The sequence below is a fragment of the Exiguobacterium sp. OS-77 genome (assembly GCF_000414195.2).
Lineage (GTDB): Bacteria > Bacillota > Bacilli > Exiguobacteriales > Exiguobacteriaceae > Exiguobacterium_A > Exiguobacterium_A indicum.
The window spans coordinates 2510000-2527194 of sequence record NZ_DF239008.1 but is presented as its reverse complement, the minus strand read 5'-3'; the positions used below and the strand labels follow the sequence as shown (position 1 = coordinate 2527194).

Sequence of the window (17195 nt, the reverse complement as noted above, 5' to 3'; positions counted from 1 at the left end):
GTAGTCGATTGTATTCGTTACGGTAGCGTCTGTTTAGTGGCAGACGCTTTTCATATGACAAAGGAGAGTATTTAGCATTGACAACATTTCGTGAATTAAATCTTAGTGAGGCACTTATCAAAGGTGTCCTAAAAATGGGCTTCGAAGAAGCAACACCAATCCAAGCAGAAACAATTCCAGTCGGACTCAGCGGCGTTGACTTAATTGGTCAAGCACAAACAGGTACTGGTAAAACTGCAGCATTCGGTATCCCAACAATAGAGCGTCTTGACGCAAAATCACGCAACATCCAAGCGTTGATTCTTGCTCCAACACGTGAGCTCGCAATCCAAGTAGCAGAAGAATTGAACCGGATCGGTGAAGTAAAACGCGTTCATGCACTTCCTGTTTACGGCGGTCAGCAAATCGATCGTCAAATCCGCGCACTTCGCAAAAATCCACAAATCGTCGTTGCGACACCAGGACGTTTGATGGACCACATGAACCGTAAGACGTTGAACCTCGATCACGTTCAAACGGTCATCCTTGACGAAGCAGATGAGATGTTGAACATGGGATTCGTCGAAGACATCGAGAAAATCCTCGGTGCACTTCCTGAAACACGTCAAACACTCTTATTCTCAGCAACGATGCCACCACAAATTCGTAAAATCGCAGATCGTTTCATGACGACTCCGACACACATCAAAGTCAAAGCAAAAGAAATGACAGTTGAAAACATCGACCAGTCATTCATCGAATTGAAAGAAAGCCAAAAATTCGACGTTCTTTGCCGTTTGATCGACACGGATTCTCCAGAACTCTCAATCATCTTCGGTCGTACGAAAAAACGTGTTGACGAAATGACTGAAGGTTTGATCCAACGTGGATACACAGCTGACGGTTTACACGGTGACTTAACACAAGCAAAACGTGACCAAGTCATCCGTCGTTTCAAAAAAGGAACGATTGATATCCTCGTCGCGACAGACGTTGCAGCACGTGGTCTTGACATCTCTGGTGTCACACACGTCTACAACTTCGACGTCCCACAAGATCCAGAGAGCTATGTTCACCGGATCGGTCGTACGGGTCGTGCTGGTAAAACAGGATCGGCTGTCACATTCGTTACACCACGTGAATTCGGTCAAATCAAAACAATCGAACGTGTCACGAACAAAAAAATGTCACGTCGTCATGCACCAACACTTGATGAAATCTTAGAAGGCAACTTGAAGCTTGCTGCACAAGAACTCATCAAACGCGTTGAAGCAAAAGACTCAAAAGAATATACGACACTTGCACAAGAACTCTTAGAAGAGTACGAAGCAGTGGAACTTCTTTCAGCAGCACTTAAAGGATTGACGAAAGAGCCGGATGCAACACCAGTCCAAATCTCTTCAATCGAACCAATCCGCGTGAAACGTTTCGGTAGCAACGGTGGTGGAAACCGTCGTCCTTACGGAAACAAAGGTGGAAGTGGAAGCGGCAACCGCAGTGGCGGATACCGTGGAAACAACCCGCGCGGTGGCGAGCGTCGTGAAGGTGGTCGTTCATCTTCTTCATCAGATCGTCGTGAAGGCGGTTATGCTGGACGTAGCAACCGTAGCGAAAGCGATCGTAACCGTGGTGGACGTAAACCACGTTTTGAAAAGTAAACGATTCGAACCGATTTGTCACAGACAAGTCGGTTCTTTTTTATGATTTATCTGAGCGGTCATGATAAAATGAGCCATGAACGATAGGGAGAGGGCTGAATCATTCGTGTATACCATTTATGTAGCAGCATCCGTCTGTCTCGTTGCACTGATCGTCGCGACGAAAAAGATTTGTGAGCGGACGACAAAAGGACATTTTCGTTATATTCCGTTGGCGACCTTATTATTTGGCGGCATCATCTTTCTTGTGCTAGCCATCGGTAAGGGAGGAGCCGTCGGAATCCAATACGGTGTCCTGAGTATCATCTACTTGACGGCGACATTCGGTGTGTACTTGTATATCGCATTGCGGAAAGATACGACGTTATCGTAAAACAGGGGCTCTCTCGTTACAGAGAGGCTCTTTTTTTGTTAAGATAGAACAAGAGTACAAGGGGGGAATAGAATGGATGCATTAGATGTCATCGTTCATCCCGAAGAGATAGAGGCATGGTTTCAACCGATCGTAGGCGCTGCCCCTTTTAAGGTGGAAGGGTATGAAATCCAGTCCCATTTTCGTGGAGAACCGTTAAAACCATTTTTTCAGGAAGACGATGTTCCAATCGAGTATCAACTCGAAGTCATGGGGCATGTCGTCCGTCAAGCATTCCAAAAAGTACCCTCCGATGCACAAGCGTTTATTCTGATCCGTTGTCGTCCAGCTTGGCTGTTTGAAAACGGTGGGGAGGACTTCTTGCATGTCTTACGGACGGTCGACTCGTCGTTTCCAAAAGAGCGGATGTACGTTACTTTGACGGATGTCCAAGTCGATGATTTTGACCGTCTGGGTCGGATCGTCGCGTATTACCAGAACTCTGGACTGAAGGTAGCGCTGGACCGTGCGGAAGCAACGAGTCTTGAACGTGTCTTTTCGATGTCGCCGGATATGTTGATCGTCGATTTATCCTCCATGATTGAAAAAAAGACCGTCTCAGCGTCGTATCCACATCTCTTACAGACGATGGAGCATCTTTGCGACCAGCTTGGAGCGCCACTTTTGTATAAGAATATCAGTCATCTCGGTCAACTTCGGTATGCGTGGCAACACGGAGGACGTTACTACATGGGGAATCTACTTGGAGAAGCATCACCTGAATGGGTCATGACCTGTCCTGGTATGGAAGTGTTGATCCATGAAGTCCCGATGTTTTATAAATATGATCGCGAGCAGATGAATCGCTTGTTTCAGCTAGAGCAAGACTGGACGGTTCGATTTAATGAAGATTGTCAGTCCTTGAAGCCGGAGCAAGATCTCGATCAATGGTTGCTGACGCTCGCCCGGAAGATGGAGCCGGAATTCATCCGGTTTTATATCACGGATGCGAATGGATTCCAACAATCTTCAAACGTCAGTAAAAAGAGTGGGGAGTGGAAACTGTATTCCTTCTACAAAGGGTACAACTGGAGTTTCCGTCCTTACTTCATCCGGACGACGGTAGCGATGGAACGAAGACATAGTGGATATTTGTCCGAACGGTACGTCGACTTCAGCTCGAGTGAACAAACGCGGACATTTAGTATGCCGCTCAGTAATGGGATGTTCTTATTTGCGGATATCTCTGCAGATTATCTATATCAAGAACGATTGAGTGAATGAGGAGGAAATGAAAGTGTTAGATTATGATTACGAGGCATTACGAGAAATTGGACGAATCGTCGCCATGGCACGCGATGAGATGGCGGATGCCGTCAAACCGGGAATCACGACGAAGGAACTCGATGACATCGGAGCACGCATCCTGAAGGAACAGGGAGCAGAGTCTGCTCCAATCGTCATGTACGATTTCCCAGGAGCGACATGTATCAGTGTCAACGATATCGCAGCACACGGTATCCCAGGGAAGTATGTCATTCAAGAAGGTGATATCGTCAATGTCGATGTCTCGGCTGTGAAGAACGGCTACTACTCAGACACTGGGAAGACGGTCATCGCAGGAGAAGCAAAACGTCCGGAAGATGTCCGACTCGTTGAAGTGTCATTGACGGCGCTTGAGAAAGGACTTGAAAAAGTCAAAGCCGGAACGAAGGTCAACCAGATCGGAAAAGCAATCTATGCCGAAACACGTAAGAGCGGTTTCACGGTCATCCGTAACTTAGCGGGACATGGTCTCGGTAAGACACTCCATGGTGAGCCGGAATCCATTTCGAACTACTTCAATCGTGAAGAGAATGATTTGTTGAAGGAAGGGCAAGTCATCGCTGTCGAGACGTTTATTTCAACAGGAGATGAGTTCTGTATCGAAGATGAGCGGGACGGTTGGACGTTATACACACCGAACCGGAGTCTCGTCTCACAATTCGAGCACACGGTCGTCGTCTTAAAAGACGGGTATGAGATTTTGACGAAAGTCGAAGGCAAAGAATCGTTCTAAGAAAAGCTCATATAGTAAAACACGAGAAGGGGGCTGACTCAAAAGTCAGTTTCCACAAAAGTAAGGGTGGCAGAATGATAATCTGCCACCCTATCTCATAACAAAAAGAATGACGCGTTTCACGCAACTCCTACAGGAAAAAGCGCATCTTTGCGCTGTCAGAGACAAACAAGACCCGTTTTCCTGCTTGAATAAGGCAGGGAAAGCTGGCTTGTGTATCGACTGAGGAAAGGGCGTGAAAAGACGCGCCATTCTTTTTTGAGTCAGCCTTCTTTTTCGTCGTAGTGCTCCTATTATAAGGATATCCGGGACGTTGCCAATTTGTTTAACTGTGACTCGGATACGGCTGGAGCAGAATAACGAATGTGTCCGTGTTCGACATGATACGAGGTCTCAAGCAAATCTTCTTCGAAATAATCGGCAGTACTTGCCATATCGATCGGATAAGCGAGTCCAGGCAGTGTTGCAAAAGCAAGGGTCTGACGACGCCCGATACCGCTCTCGAACATCCCACCGAGCCAGTAGGGTGCTTTTGTTCGAAGGGACAAAGCGTTCGTCAGTCCACCGACGCGTGCCGGCTTGATGTTTAGAATCTGACCAGCGTGGAGCGTCTGCATCAACTCGGCATCCACTGGAGCGACGATGGATTCATCCAGACAAATCGGTGTCTGTAAGAGGCTAGCGAGACGTTGATGTCCGGACCAATCCGACGCTGCGAGCGGCTGTTCCATCATAACGAGACCGAATGAATCCCACTGTTGTAATAGAGGGAAGTCTGCTTCAGTGAAGCTACCGTTAGCGTCAAACATCAAGGGCGCATCAGGGAAAGCGGCACGTACTTGCTCAAGAACGACGGTATCCGTCGGAGCGAGCTTCAGCTTGATCCGTCCATATCCGGAAGCGATCGCTTGTCCGACGGCTTCGACGGTCTGTGCTGCGGAAGCCCGTCCGAGTGCTTTCCCGCAAGGTACGAGAGATGATTCATCACCTCCGAGATACGTGGCGAGCGATTGACCGGTAGCTGCTGCGAATAATTCATAGATCGCTCCTTCGAACATCGCCTTTGCCATCGGATTACCTTGGACGATGCGGAAACGATCCGTAACGTCTGCTGGATGATGGAGCGGTTGTTCAAGTAATCGATACAGCAGCGGAGCGATTCCTTGAAGAGAGTGCTGTGTTTCTGATGTATACCACGGTGTATCAAACGCGACACCTTCCCCGTAACCGATTCGTCCTTCCGAATCAGTCAGACGCAAAATCGTCGTCCGACGTACTGTCAGCGTCGAGAGGGCGGTTTGCATCGGACGACGAAAGACGAGCGGAACATCGAACAGTTCGGCAGACCGGAGAGTGATACTCATAATGACTCCTTCAGTTGCTTCCGCAATAGTTTACCGTTCGCATTGCGTGGCAGCGCGCTACGATAGATATAATCAACCGGACATTTATATTTAGCGAGCAATTGACTGATTTCCGTTCGGACGATGACTTCATCGAGTGTACTGACAATGAAGGCGACCGGAACTTGTCCCCATTTAGCATCAAATCGTCCGACGACACCTGCTTCTTGAATTCCATCAATCGAGAGAAGTGCTGATTCGACTTCAGCTGGATAAATGTTTTCCCCACCTGAGATGATGAGGTCGCTTCGACGATCGAGGACATAGAGGTATCCATCGGCGTCCATACGTCCTAAGTCACCAGTCTTGAAAAATCCGTCTGCCGTAAAGGCGTCTGCCGTTTTCTCTTCATCATGAAAATAGCCTTTCATGATCGTCGGGCCTTTGACTTCGATCTCTTGGTGACGCGTAATGCGGATTTGCGTCGGATGAATCGCTTGTCCGGCCGATCCAATCTTTCGTAAGGCATCCTCTGGCAAAAGAGTCGCGATTTGAGAAGCTGTTTCCGTCATCCCGTATGTCTGCATGACCGGGATATTACGATCAAGGGCACGCGTCAGAATCGGTAATGGAACAGGACCGCCTCCTGTCAGTACGACGCGAAGCGCGTGGCGACGTAGTCCGGCTTCGAGTAACCGATCAAGCATGACCGAGACGAGTGAGACATGGGTGATCTTTTCTGTCGTAATCCAGTGCAAGGCGCGTTCTGGCGAAAAGTGTGGCTCGAGAATGATCGGTACTCCATAGATGACCGCCCGGTAGACGACGGCTAACCCACTCATGTGGAACAGCGGCGTGACAATCAAAAAACGATCCTCTGGCAGTGATCCAATATGACGCGCGGCGTTCGTTGCACTCGAGAAATGATTCAACATCGTTTGTTCGACGGCTTTCGGATGTCCGGTCGTACCACTCGTAAAGAGCATCGATTGGACGTATTGCTTTGGCATATGGCGTATTAACAGGTCAGGCGCTTCTTTTTCATAAGAGAAAGTACGGCACGGAATCGCTGTATCAAGTGCCCGGTCCGTCACGATGAGCCGTACATCTGCCTGTTTGAATTGACGCAACACTTCTGTCTGCGTCAAACGTGTGTTGATCGGGACGACGGTCAGTTCGAGCAACTGAGCAGCGTGAAGAGCGACGATATACTGTGCACTCGATGGACCGTAAAGGGCGATCCGGTCTCCGCGTGTCACGATCGTCGCCCAAGTACTTGCTAAGCGATGTGCGCGTGTATATAGTTCAGACCACGACCAACGCTCCGTTTCCGTAATGAGCGCGATGTCATCCGGCTGTTCTTTTGCCCGTGTATAGATCCAAGGATACAAAATAGTCACTTCCTTTTGAGATGAATATACGAAAAAGGTTCAATGTCGTAAGACGATTGAACCTTTTTTTCATTATGGGAAACGCGGGAACTGTCCGAAGTCCGGATTACGTTTTTCTTTGAACGCATCGCGTCCTTCTTTTGCTTCGTCCGTTGTGTAGTACAGCAATGTTGCATCTCCTGCGAGTTGCTGAATCCCTGCAAGACCATCTGAATCAGCATTGAATGCCGCTTTGAGGAAACGAAGAGCCGTTGGCGAATGTTGAAGGATTTCAGCACACCATTGAATCGTTTCTTGCTCGAGATCTGCGAGTGGAACGACCGTGTTGACGAGTCCCATATCAAGTGCTTGCTGTGCGTCATATTGACGGCAGAGGTACCAGATTTCACGCGCTTTCTTGTGTCCAACAACGCGTGCGAGGTAACCAGAGCCATATCCAGCATCGAATGAACCAACTTTTGGACCAGTTTGTCCGAAGCGGGCGTTGTCTGCAGCGATCGTCAAGTCACACACGAGGTGAAGGACGTGTCCGCCGCCAATCGCATAACCTGCGACCATAGCGATGACTGGTTTTGGGATGACACGAATCAAACGTTGAAGATCAAGAACGTTCAAGCGTGGAATTTCATCGTCACCGACATATCCACCATGTCCACGTACCTTTTGATCTCCGCCAGAACAGAATGCGAGATCGCCTTCACCTGTTAAGATGATGACGCCGACATTTTGATCGTCACGTGCACGTGAAAATGCGTCGATGAGTTCGTGGACCGTGTGTGGTCGGAACGCATTGCGAACTTCAGGACGGTTGATCGTGATTTTCGCGATCCCGTTCCATTGTTCATATTTGATGTCTTCATAGCTGCGGGCTGATACCCATTCCGGAGCATATTTCATGTGAATTCCCCCAATATGTTAGTGATGAATAAGTAGATTCTCTACCATTGTAACAAACTTTTGCGGTTGGTCGATATGTGGGGCGTGCGAAGCATGCAAAATCACGTGAATTTTTTCAGGTGATGCCGCGCGCAAAGCGATGGCACGGAATTTTTCATCCTCTTCCCCGACGATCCAATCAATCTCTTTCGGAAGGCATGACCAAAGGGATGGCATGCTCCCTGTACCTTGTGCACGTAACGAAGCACTCAGACCTTCCACCGTTTGGGACAGGCGCTCCTGACGCAGTCGCGTACGTTGCGATTCTGGGAGAAGGGCTTGGGGTTTAAATAGCCCAAGTGTCTCCCAGTGATTGATGAAAGCTTCGAGTCCGTCTTTTTCAAGTCGCTCCGCTAACATCCGATCGGATGTACGACGTACTTTTCGCTCCATTGCCGTCTGGATACCTGGTGTCGTACTAACAGCGATCGTCCGAGCGATTTGCTCAGAGACGACACTCAGCATTAAAGCAATTCGTCCCCCCATCGAATATCCGAGGACAATCCATGGCTCGGATCGCATAGCGAGCAGTGCCTCGAGATCCTTGACCTGTTGCGTTAAACGCATTCGTTGCTCAGACGCCGGTGTCGTTTTTCCATGCCCCATCAAATCAAGGCGATAGACGGTGAAGTGAGGCGATAAATGCTCACTTAGCATGTCCCACGTCGAGAGCGAGCCTGTAAAACCATGAAGCAATAGGAGCGGTGGACCCGATCCCTCGATTTTCACATGATACGTATGCCCACGCAAAATCATTGGAACACCTCGGCTAACGCATGATTCGTCACGTCCCAGATCGAACGGTGCATCTGTACGTTTTCTGTTCGTGTCGTCTTGACTTCAAGAATCCGAGTGACGTTCGTCTCTTCCGCAAGTGCTTGACGTAACGCGGCGATGGAATCGATCGCCTGATAGGTTACGCCATATCCGGAAGCGAGAGAAGCGAAGTCGAGATGCTGCGGTGTACCGAAAAGTGGTTCGAACACCTCTTGCTCGAGTTGCTGTTGTGGTAAAAAGCTAAATATGCCACCACCCGCATTGTTGACGAGAATGATCGTTAACGGAAGCGTCCGTGCTGTCATCAGACCGTTGATATCATGAATGAACGCTAAGTCGCCGACGAGTAAATAGCGGTGTGTGGCGTCAAACGTTGCTCCTAGAGCGCTTGAGAGAATGCCGTCAATTCCGTTCGCACCTCGGTTCGCGAGTAGACGAAGCGGTGTTCCTGTCGGTAGGAACGTATCGACATCCCGTATCGGCATACTGTTCGAAACAAAGAGACTTCCGTCCTGTAACGTCGTCAACGCACGGACGACGTTATACTCCGTCATCTCCTCTTGATCGATTGTCGCAAAAGCAGCGGCGACGCGTCGCTCCGCCTGTTGCAACAGTGTCAGATACGCAGGATCATGCGGAACAGATATATAATGCGTGAGTTGTCGCGCGTGACCAATTACGAAATCCGAATGGAGTTGAGGGTCACGCCAATTTCCTGGATGACCGACGACCGTCGTCGGAATCTCCCGAGACCAAAGCAGATAAGGTTTTGACGTCGGCATGGCACCGAAACGAATGATTCGGTCTGGTCGGACGTACTGAGCGGTAGCTGGATGTTTGAGCCATGTATCGTAATAGGCAAAAACGTGAGCATCATGCGATTGTCGTCCTTGACTGAGTGGATCCGCCAATACCGGAATCCCTGCTTGTTTCGCATACGAGATGACAACCTGACTGTCCGCCGCAGTAAGTTGTGGTCCAAGTACAAAAAGAAGACGCTCTTCTTGAAGTGCGGTCGCTAAAGCGTCGTTTACGCCCGGTGTCGGTTCAGGTAAAACACCGACCGGGCGTCCTGTCCGTAAGAGATCGAGTTCCGGCACGAGTGGTTCACGTAACGGAACATTGATTTGAACCGGACCAGCTGGTTCCGTTAGAGAGAGTAGGGTTGCGCGTTGTGCAACATGAGCGACGTAAGGAAGGCTCGCTTCTTCTGCTAACGGAAGATCAAACGCATGCCGAACCTGCTTCCCGTACAGACCAACCTGATCAATAGCTTGTGGCGCACCGACATTCCGTAATTCATGTGGTCGATCGGCGGTCAAGACGATCAGCGGAAGTTCAAAAATATTCGCTTCGGTCACTGCTGAATAATAGTTCGTCGCAGCGGTACCGCTTGTACAAATCAACGCAACGGGACGAACGCGTTCTTCCGTCCGTGTTAGACCTAAAGCAAAAAAACTAGCCGACCGTTCGTCAACAAGGACGTGGGTACGGCTAGAAGGATGCAGAAAAGCAGCAATGGCAAGTGGTGTCGAACGGGAGCCGGGACTGATGACGAAGTCCCGGACACCAGAAGCGACGAGCGTATCGATTAACGTGTGCATCCACTTAGTCAACATAAATATCATCCTTTTCAATCGAACCGACGTGTCCAAGTGCTTGTACCATCGGTGATAGTTTAGTTTCCGTCTCTGCCAGTTCACTATCGAGATGAGAGCCTTCGACGAGACCGCAACCGGCGTAAAGAATGACCGCCCGTTCTGTAAACAATCCAGATCGAATGGCAACGATGAATTCCCCGTCATCCTGTCCGTTCATCCAACCAACAGGTGAACCGTACCATCCTCGTTCGAACGTTTCGATTTCTTGGATGGCATCGACTGCTAACTGCTTAGGTTCGCCCCCAAGTGCAGGTGTCGGATGCAGTTTTTCGATTAATTGGAATAACGTCACATCTTCTTTTAAATGAGCTGTGATCGGTGTATAAAGATGTTGAATATGGCGATTCTTCAAGAGAATCGGCGTATCCGGACAATCCAGTTCCTCTGAAAATACAGATAATGTCCGTTCGATCGAATCCGCGACGATTCCGTGCTCTACCCGGTTCTTTTGATCTTGTAATAACGATTGACCGAGTGCTTCGTCCATCTCATCCGTTGCGTGGCGTGGTGCAGAACCAGCGACGGCTGCCGTTTCAAGACAACGTCCACGTTTTAAGACGAGTCGTTCCGGTGTAGCGCCGATAAAGGCTTCTTCCGGATTTGGTTGGAAACAGAAGACGTAGCTGCCGGGCTGCGTATCTTCGAGTTCAGCGACGACAGCGGCTACGTCGAGTGGACGATCCAGCTCATAGACGACTTCGCGCGCCAGGACGATTTTTTCAAGTGTCGTCTCCAAGTAGTGCATCGCTTGATGGAATGAAGCTTCAAAGGCTTCATTCCCATCTCGCGATAGTCGTAAGCGCGTGACGCCTGCGGCAGTCGATGGTTGCGGTTGATTGACTTTGGCGAAATCGAGTGCGAGTTCATTTAAGATAGAATCGACTTGATCCATTGGCTCGACGCGAGCAAAAATCGTCACACGTGTCTTGCCATCTTGTTCTAGAAATAAAAACTTCGGAATCGTCATCGAAGCGTCTCCGAAGGAAGACCAACGATAATCCGGTTGTTTAAGTTCGGTAAACGAAAATCCGCTGAACGCAAATAAATCATGACCGACATGATCGCGATTCAAGTTTGCCCATTGCGATTGAATTCGTAAAAAACGATCCGTTCCTGAAGCCTGAAGTTGTTGTACGATGCCAAACCCGATGGCCCGCATCGAGCGATCAGGTGTCGCGAAATAAAATCGTTCCTCGATACCCTGTTCGAGGGAACGCATGTCAGTTGCTTCGATTTCCCATGAATACGAAGCGAGTATAGGTCGTTGTGAGGCGTTCGCCTGACTGACGGCCTGTTCGATACACTGTTTTAGCTCTTGTTGAGCGTAAGCCATACCGCTCATTGCCCCCTAGTCTATAGATACTGTGATATGTTTCACTTAATCTAAGTGTAAACTTTTTGCGGACAAAAAAGAAGGAATAAGCTATCTCGGATTGAACATTGACAGCAAAAAACGAAACCCGATACACTTAGACAGGAAAGGGGTTATTATATGAATAAATCAATCGCTGTCTATTGGCGAATGACACGACCGCATACATTAACAGCAAGTTTTGTTCCGGTCGTCGTCGGTACGGCAGTTGTCGCACCACGCGTGGAATCGATACGCTTGGATTTGTTCGTGGCGATGTTGATCGCATCGATGTTGATTCAAATCGCAACGAATCTGTTCAATGAATACTACGATTACAAACGTGGTTTAGATACGGAGGAGTCGGTCGGAATCGGTGGATCGATCGTTCGTGACGGATTCAAGCCGGGGACGATTCTAGCGTTCGCACTTACATTGTACGGCATTTCGGCATTACTCGGTGTGTATCTGTGCATCGAGACATCGTGGTGGTTACTTGTCGTAGGACTCATTTCGATGTTCGTCGGATATATCTATACAGGAGGACCGTTACCAATCGCCTATACACCACTTGGAGAGGTCGTTGCAGGCTTTTTCATGGGGTATATTATCATCGCGATTTCGGCGTACTTGCAAATTGGTTATGTTCCGACAGAAGCCGTTGCGATTTCGGTACCAGTCGCCATCTTGATTGGTTCAATCCTACTTGCGAATAACATTCGGGACTTGGATAATGATAAGGTCAACGGACGAAAAACGATTGCCTGTCTCGTCGGACATCGCCGTGCCGTGTACGTCTTGATCGGATTTTTTGCGGCAGCTATCCTGTCTCTCATTATTGCTGTACTCGCATTTGACGTTTCATGGTTTGCGTTACTCGCGTTATTGAGTATTCCGCTCATGATCAAAGCAGTACGTCTCTTCTGGGAAGACTTACCACCGGAAAAGCTGATGCCTGGCATGGCACAGACCGGTAAAGTGAACACGATTTTCGGACTCTTACTCGCAATCAGTCTCGTGATCGCGAATATCTAATCTTTAATCAAAGCAGCAGGCGATCCGCTTGCTGCTTTTTTAACGTGAAGATAGCAAACAGTTAGAAAAAAACTACTTCGGTTGTCACTGATTTAAAATTTTACTATAATTGAAGCAATGTGCCTGAAAGATCAAACAAGGTCGGAAATCAGGAAATATGGTTAGAGGTGGAACTGAAATGAATAAAATCGCGGTAATCGGAAAAGTATTCGTCGACATAAAAGGAACTTCGTTCGCTCCTTTGCATAAGGATGCGAAAAACGTAGGAGACATCACGTTTTCAAATGGAGGAACAGGACGCAACGTAGCACAAAATCTAGCCGTCCTCGGGAATGAAGTTCGCTTTATCTCGACGGTTACGAATGATCAGATTGGCGTGGGAGTGCTCGATGAGCTGAAATCTTACGGTGCAAATGTGGATCACGTCGAAATGTTAGAAGATCATGGAATGGGCATGTGGCTAGCTGTCATGGATAATGAAGGCGATTTGCAAACATCGATCTCAAAACAACCAGATGCCAAGTTGCTCGAAGAGGCGATTTTACGTCAATCAATCTATGCACTCGATGGAGTCGATGCCGTTGCAATCGATCTTGATTTGTCCGTTACGGTTTTAGAACGTTTGATTCATCTATGTCGTAAAATGGAGTTGCCATTGTTTGGTGTTTGTGGTCACTTGAGCGTCATCGAACGAAATCGTCATCTGCTACAAGGGTTCACTGGATTCATTTGTAGCCGAGAAGAGGCGGAAATTCTGTCTGATCTGTCGATCGTGACTGTTGAAGATGCGATTCATGTAGCGAATGAGCTAGCGAAAAAGGGTGCTCCGTTCACGGTCGTGACGATGAGTGAACTCGGGGCGGTCTACGTTGATCGTCGTACAGCGACATCAGGTCATGTCGGAACGAAAAAAGTAAAAGTCGTCGACTCGACGGGAGCAGGCGACTCATTCTTCTCTGCTGTCTTGTCTGAATTGACACAAGAAAAGTCAGCAGAAGAGGCATTGAAGCTTGGTATGAAGGTTGCAGCAGAAGTCATCGCTTCGACAGAGAATGGACTCGTTCCTGAAATGCTGGATGCTCTTCAATAAGTAGAAATGATAAAAGGGAGGTGGCGTCATGCCGATTCAACGAAGTGCAATCATTTTACGAAACGAACAAGATGAAGTTGCGTTGATTCGTCGGGATAAACTGAACGAAACGTATTATGTCTTTCCAGGCGGTGGGAAAGATGATGGAGAATCGTTAGAAGAAACAGCGATTCGTGAAGCACATGAAGAACTTGGAATCGACGTGGAGTTGACCGGTATTGCCGCCATCGTCCGTTTTAATGGATTTGATAATCCTTATTTTTGGGCGAAAACAATTGGTGGTCGGTTTGGCACGGGTACGGGTGAAGAATTCGAAGAGGAAGGATCGGGTTATACACCGGTCTGGATCAAGCGTTCGGAGCTACCTTCGTTACCGATTCGTCCACCGTCACTTGCCAAACAGCTGGCAGAAATGACAGAACCATTCTATGAATTGATCCTTTCTGAAAACGAATGAGGTTTTAGTTGAAATAAAATGGGAAAAGTATATTAAAACAATGAGGTGGTCGTTGACTGCCTCTTTTTCATGAAGGAGAGATGACGATGGCGCATTCACGCGATCCAAAAGGGCTTGCCCTGAACTTAAAGCAACGAATGTCCGATCATAACATCACGGATTATGCAGGGACACTCGCTTATTACTGGTTTTTATCCATTTTCCCAGGAATCATTTTCGTCATTTCCGTCTTATCATTCTTTGACATCGATCGTCAGACACTCGAGTCACAAATTCGCGACTTAGCGCCAGGTGGAGCCGTCAACACATTCACGGATACGATTTTCCAAGCCATCAAGGAACCACAAGGTGGTCTGTTATCGATTGGTGCGATTCTTGCTGTCTGGTCTGCTTCCAAAGGGGTCGATCGTTTGATCACGACAGCAAACCATGCCTATGGTGACTTCTCGCCCCGTGGTTTTGTCGCAGCGCGTGGGATTGCCTTGTTACTCACGATCGTGCTCGGAGTCGGGATGTTGTTGCTGATCGTCTTGAATGTGCTCGGTGGTCCGATCATCACGTATCTTGCCAATTTCGTGCTTCCGATCGATATGGGGCAAAAAATCCTACTGACGGTCTTACGATATGTCGTGTCGACGATTCTATTGATCGGTATCCTGTCGATTTTTTACCGCGTCGCACCAAAGCGTCCGATTACATTCAAAGAAGCAATTCCAGGAGCCGTTTTTGGTGTCATCGTCTGGCAATTATTATCGGTTGGATTCGGATTTTACGTCTCGAACTTCTCGAATTACAATCAAACGTACGGTTCGCTCGGTAGTGTCGTCATCTTGTTATTATGGCTCTACTTCACAGGGCTGATCATCTTACTCGGTTCTGAATTGAACGCGTCATGGGAACGATTCATGAAAAAAGCGGATCCAAAGAAGATGGAAGAGAAACGCTTGAAGGAACAAGCTGAACTTGATGCCATTCCGACGAATACGTTCGGATGAAGATACGAAAAAACGTCTGACTGCCTTCCGGCAATCAGACGTTTTTTCGTGTTAAGCAGCTAATCGTTTTTCAGATGAACGCTGTGGAAGACTTGGTAAAGCATCCTGTTGAAGAAGACGTAAACCGTTCAAGATGACGAGAATCGTTGATCCTTCGTGTCCGACGACGGCGAACGGCATGATGAGGAACTGGGACAAATTCGATGCGATCAATAGGAGGATGACACCGATCGCAAGCGTGATGTTTTGTTTGACGATCCGGTTCATCTTCCGGGCTTTGTGCACAGCATAGGCAAGACGACCTAAATCATTTTTCATCAAGACGACGTCAGCGGTCTCAAGCGCAGCGTCCGTTCCTTCACCCATCGCAATCCCGACATGTGCTAATGCAAGGGCTGGGGCATCGTTAATGCCGTCACCGACCATCGCGACGGTCCGACCTTCTGTTTGGTATTGTTTGATGTAGCGTACTTTATCTTCCGGTAGGCACTCAGCGACGAAGTCCGTCAATCCCGCCTCACGTGAGATGGCAGCTGCCGTGACCGGATTATCACCAGTTAACATGATCGTTGCGATGCCGAGATCATTTAAGGCAGCAATCGCTGTTTTGGCTTCCGGACGAATCGTATCACGTAACGCATAAAGCGCTACGATCTGTGCTCCATTGCTGACATAAACGATCGTATGCCCTTGCTCTTTCAATGACTGTTCGATCGCGACGAATGGATCGTCTAAACCATCATGGAATGCCCGTTTACCGATACGATACGTGACACCATCGACAGTTGCTTCAATCCCGTATCCTGTCACATCCTTAAACGTTGATGGTTCGCGGACATCGGTTTTTAAGTGATCGACGATTGCTTGGGCGAGTGGATGGTTCGACTGCGCTTCGATGGAAGCAACCGCTTGTTGGACTGCGCGGACGTCCATGCCTTCCGCGTAACGACTTTCAGTGACGACGGGTTTCCCTGTTGTCAGTGTTCCCGTTTTATCGAAGACGATCGTATCGACTTGACCGAGCGTTTCGATGTGGGCGCCTCCTTTAAAAAGAACGCCATTTTTCGCAGATGCGGCAATTGCAGATAAGGCAGCAGGTGTAATCGACGCAACAAGGGCACAAGGTGAGGCGACGACGAGAAGAATCATCGCGCGGTAAATACTTGTCTCAAATGTCCAGCCAACGACGTAATGAGGGAGGACCATCATCAGTGCAACGACGAGGAGGACGATTTTGACATAACGGCTTTCGAAACGTTCGATGAACTGAGCAGATGGAGACTGTTCACTTTGTGCGTTTTGGACCATATGAATGATTTTTTGGAACAACGATTCGTCAGCAGCTTTCGTCATCTCAATCGTCAAGACACCATTCATGTTGACAGTCGAGTTATAAACCGTATCACCTGTTTGTTTTTCAACCGGAATCGATTCCCCTGTAATCGATGCTTCTTCGATCGCCGCTTGACCGCGTACGATGACACCATCGACTGGAATCCGCTCCCCAGGACGAACATAGACGAGGTTACCGATCGCTAATTGTTCGATTCCGACGACTTCGAGTTGACCGTTTGCATTCAGACGTGTTGCTTCCTCCGGTTGTAAGGACATCAAGCTTTGCAAGGCACGTTCGTTCTTATTCATCGTGTATGTCTCAAGGGCACCGGATAACGCAAAGATGAAGATGAGGATCGCACCTTCCATCCAGTATCCGATAGCAGCCGCACCGATGGCAGCTAAAATCATCAACAATTCGACGTTCAACGTTTTTTCTTGATACGTCTCCGTCAATCCTTCCTTCGCTTTCGCATATCCTCCGATTACATAAGCCGATAAGTACAATGTGACATAAACGGCAGACGCCGTATTGAATTTTTCGAGTCCGTAAGCAACTAAAATCAATATTCCGCTAAACAATGCTAGAATCAATTCGTGATGCTCATCCCAAGCATGACGGAATACGGAACGCTGTTGAACATCGGTAGTAGTGGAAGTCGTCATATTAAAACTCCTTTCAAAATGTAAATGAGAAATGAAATCATTATAGAAAGAGAATGAGAATGTGATATATCAATGAGTTTAACTGATTGATAATGAGTTTCATTGTCTCT

General features: G+C 48.2%; 15 protein-coding genes. 8 read left to right on the top strand and 7 right to left on the bottom strand.

The genetic code is table 11. The features are described 5' to 3' along the window. The first annotated feature begins 77 nt into the window (after nucleotides 1–77). The 4 genes from EXG77_RS12990 (at nucleotide 78) to map (ending at nucleotide 4048) form a co-directional block, all read left to right on the top strand. Nucleotides 78–1637, top strand: coding sequence for a DEAD/DEAH box helicase (locus tag EXG77_RS12990; protein WP_035398788.1), 1560 nt, complete (start codon nucleotides 78–80; stop codon nucleotides 1635–1637). Between the two features lie 106 nt (nucleotides 1638–1743). Continuing rightward, complete coding sequence (locus EXG77_RS12985) at nucleotides 1744–2010, top strand: hypothetical protein (protein ID WP_023467277.1); 267 nt, start codon at nucleotides 1744–1746, stop codon at nucleotides 2008–2010. A gap of 72 nt (nucleotides 2011–2082) precedes the next feature. Beyond that, entirely contained in the window at nucleotides 2083–3273 is a 1191-nt protein-coding gene (locus EXG77_RS12980; protein ID WP_023467278.1) for an EAL-associated domain-containing protein, read from the top strand. Nucleotides 3274–3286: 13 nt separating this feature from the next. Then, the gene (gene map / locus EXG77_RS12975; protein WP_023467279.1) at nucleotides 3287–4048 is read left to right on the top strand and encodes a type I methionyl aminopeptidase; all 762 of its coding nucleotides are present in this window, start codon (nucleotides 3287–3289) and stop codon (nucleotides 4046–4048) included. A 293-nt stretch (nucleotides 4049–4341) separates the two neighbouring features. Here map and menC read toward each other — a convergent pair whose 3' ends face one another. The 6 genes from menC to EXG77_RS12945 all read right to left on the bottom strand — a co-directional run bounded on the left by menC (nucleotide 4342) and on the right by EXG77_RS12945 (nucleotide 11489). Further along, nucleotides 4342–5412 carry an o-succinylbenzoate synthase gene (menC, locus tag EXG77_RS12970; RefSeq protein ID WP_052017199.1) on the bottom strand — a complete coding sequence of 357 codons (1071 nt, stop codon included), beginning with the start codon at nucleotides 5410–5412 and terminating at the stop codon, nucleotides 4342–4344. After that, entirely contained in the window at nucleotides 5409–6791 is a 1383-nt protein-coding gene (gene menE / locus EXG77_RS12965) for an o-succinylbenzoate--CoA ligase (RefSeq protein ID WP_238987953.1), read from the bottom strand. The genes menC and menE overlap by 4 nt, the downstream gene beginning before the upstream one ends. A gap of 63 nt (nucleotides 6792–6854) precedes the next feature. After that, nucleotides 6855–7679, bottom strand: coding sequence for a 1,4-dihydroxy-2-naphthoyl-CoA synthase (gene menB / locus EXG77_RS12960; RefSeq protein ID WP_023469886.1), 825 nt, complete (start codon nucleotides 7677–7679; stop codon nucleotides 6855–6857). Between the two features lie 18 nt (nucleotides 7680–7697). Continuing rightward, nucleotides 7698–8474 carry a 2-succinyl-6-hydroxy-2,4-cyclohexadiene-1-carboxylate synthase gene (menH, locus tag EXG77_RS12955; RefSeq protein ID WP_035398781.1) on the bottom strand — a complete coding sequence of 259 codons (777 nt, stop codon included), beginning with the start codon at nucleotides 8472–8474 and terminating at the stop codon, nucleotides 7698–7700. Continuing rightward, complete coding sequence (menD, locus tag EXG77_RS12950) at nucleotides 8471–10114, bottom strand: 2-succinyl-5-enolpyruvyl-6-hydroxy-3-cyclohexene-1-carboxylic-acid synthase (RefSeq protein WP_052017198.1); 1644 nt, start codon at nucleotides 10112–10114, stop codon at nucleotides 8471–8473. The genes menH and menD overlap by 4 nt, the downstream gene beginning before the upstream one ends. Then, complete coding sequence (locus EXG77_RS12945) at nucleotides 10104–11489, bottom strand: isochorismate synthase MenF (protein WP_035398779.1); 1386 nt, start codon at nucleotides 11487–11489, stop codon at nucleotides 10104–10106. Before EXG77_RS12945 ends, menD begins: the two co-directional genes overlap by 11 nt. A gap of 159 nt (nucleotides 11490–11648) precedes the next feature. On the opposite strand from EXG77_RS12945, the gene EXG77_RS12940 reads away from it, so the two are divergent. From EXG77_RS12940 to EXG77_RS12925, 4 genes are all read left to right on the top strand, one after another. Beyond that, nucleotides 11649–12542 (top strand): 1,4-dihydroxy-2-naphthoate polyprenyltransferase, encoded by an 894-nt coding sequence (locus EXG77_RS12940; protein WP_035398777.1) that lies wholly within the window; start codon nucleotides 11649–11651, stop codon nucleotides 12540–12542. 178 nt (nucleotides 12543–12720) lie between these two features. Continuing rightward, nucleotides 12721–13632: a PfkB family carbohydrate kinase gene (locus EXG77_RS12935; RefSeq protein WP_029340887.1), complete on the top strand. Its 912-nt coding sequence runs from the start codon at nucleotides 12721–12723 to the stop codon at nucleotides 13630–13632. 28 nt (nucleotides 13633–13660) lie between these two features. Then, nucleotides 13661–14089 carry an NUDIX domain-containing protein gene (locus EXG77_RS12930; protein WP_035398774.1) on the top strand — a complete coding sequence of 143 codons (429 nt, stop codon included), beginning with the start codon at nucleotides 13661–13663 and terminating at the stop codon, nucleotides 14087–14089. Nucleotides 14090–14175: 86 nt separating this feature from the next. Beyond that, a complete protein-coding gene (locus EXG77_RS12925) occupies nucleotides 14176–15084 on the top strand; it encodes a YihY/virulence factor BrkB family protein (RefSeq protein WP_029340889.1) in 909 nt (302 codons plus the stop codon). A gap of 51 nt (nucleotides 15085–15135) precedes the next feature. Here the strand turns inward: EXG77_RS12925 and EXG77_RS12920 are convergent, their stop codons facing one another. Continuing rightward, nucleotides 15136–17085 (bottom strand): heavy metal translocating P-type ATPase, encoded by a 1950-nt coding sequence (locus EXG77_RS12920; protein ID WP_023467288.1) that lies wholly within the window; start codon nucleotides 17083–17085, stop codon nucleotides 15136–15138. Nucleotides 17086–17195: the final 110 nt, after the last annotated feature.

Bases quoted from the DNA above. Each gene is read 5' to 3' on its own strand.
- EXG77_RS12980 (WP_023467278.1), top strand. From the start codon at position 2,083: ATGGATGCATTAGATGTCATCGTTCATCCCGAAGAGATAGAGGCATGG.
- menC (WP_052017199.1), bottom strand. From the start codon at position 5,412: ATGAGTATCACTCTCCGGTCTGCCGAACTGTTCGATGTTCCGCTCGTC.
- menB (WP_023469886.1), bottom strand. From the start codon at position 7,679: ATGAAATATGCTCCGGAATGGGTATCAGCCCGCAGCTATGAAGACATC.
- menH (WP_035398781.1), bottom strand. From the start codon at position 8,474: ATGATTTTGCGTGGGCATACGTATCATGTGAAAATCGAGGGATCGGGT.
- menD (WP_052017198.1), bottom strand. From the start codon at position 10,114: ATGTTGACTAAGTGGATGCACACGTTAATCGATACGCTCGTCGCTTCT.
- EXG77_RS12945 (WP_035398779.1), bottom strand. From the start codon at position 11,489: ATGGCTTACGCTCAACAAGAGCTAAAACAGTGTATCGAACAGGCCGTC.
- EXG77_RS12940 (WP_035398777.1), top strand. From the start codon at position 11,649: ATGAATAAATCAATCGCTGTCTATTGGCGAATGACACGACCGCATACA.
- EXG77_RS12935 (WP_029340887.1), top strand. From the start codon at position 12,721: ATGAATAAAATCGCGGTAATCGGAAAAGTATTCGTCGACATAAAAGGA.
- EXG77_RS12930 (WP_035398774.1), top strand. From the start codon at position 13,661: ATGCCGATTCAACGAAGTGCAATCATTTTACGAAACGAACAAGATGAA.
- EXG77_RS12925 (WP_029340889.1), top strand. From the start codon at position 14,176: ATGGCGCATTCACGCGATCCAAAAGGGCTTGCCCTGAACTTAAAGCAA.
- EXG77_RS12920 (WP_023467288.1), bottom strand. From the start codon at position 17,085: ATGACGACTTCCACTACTACCGATGTTCAACAGCGTTCCGTATTCCGT.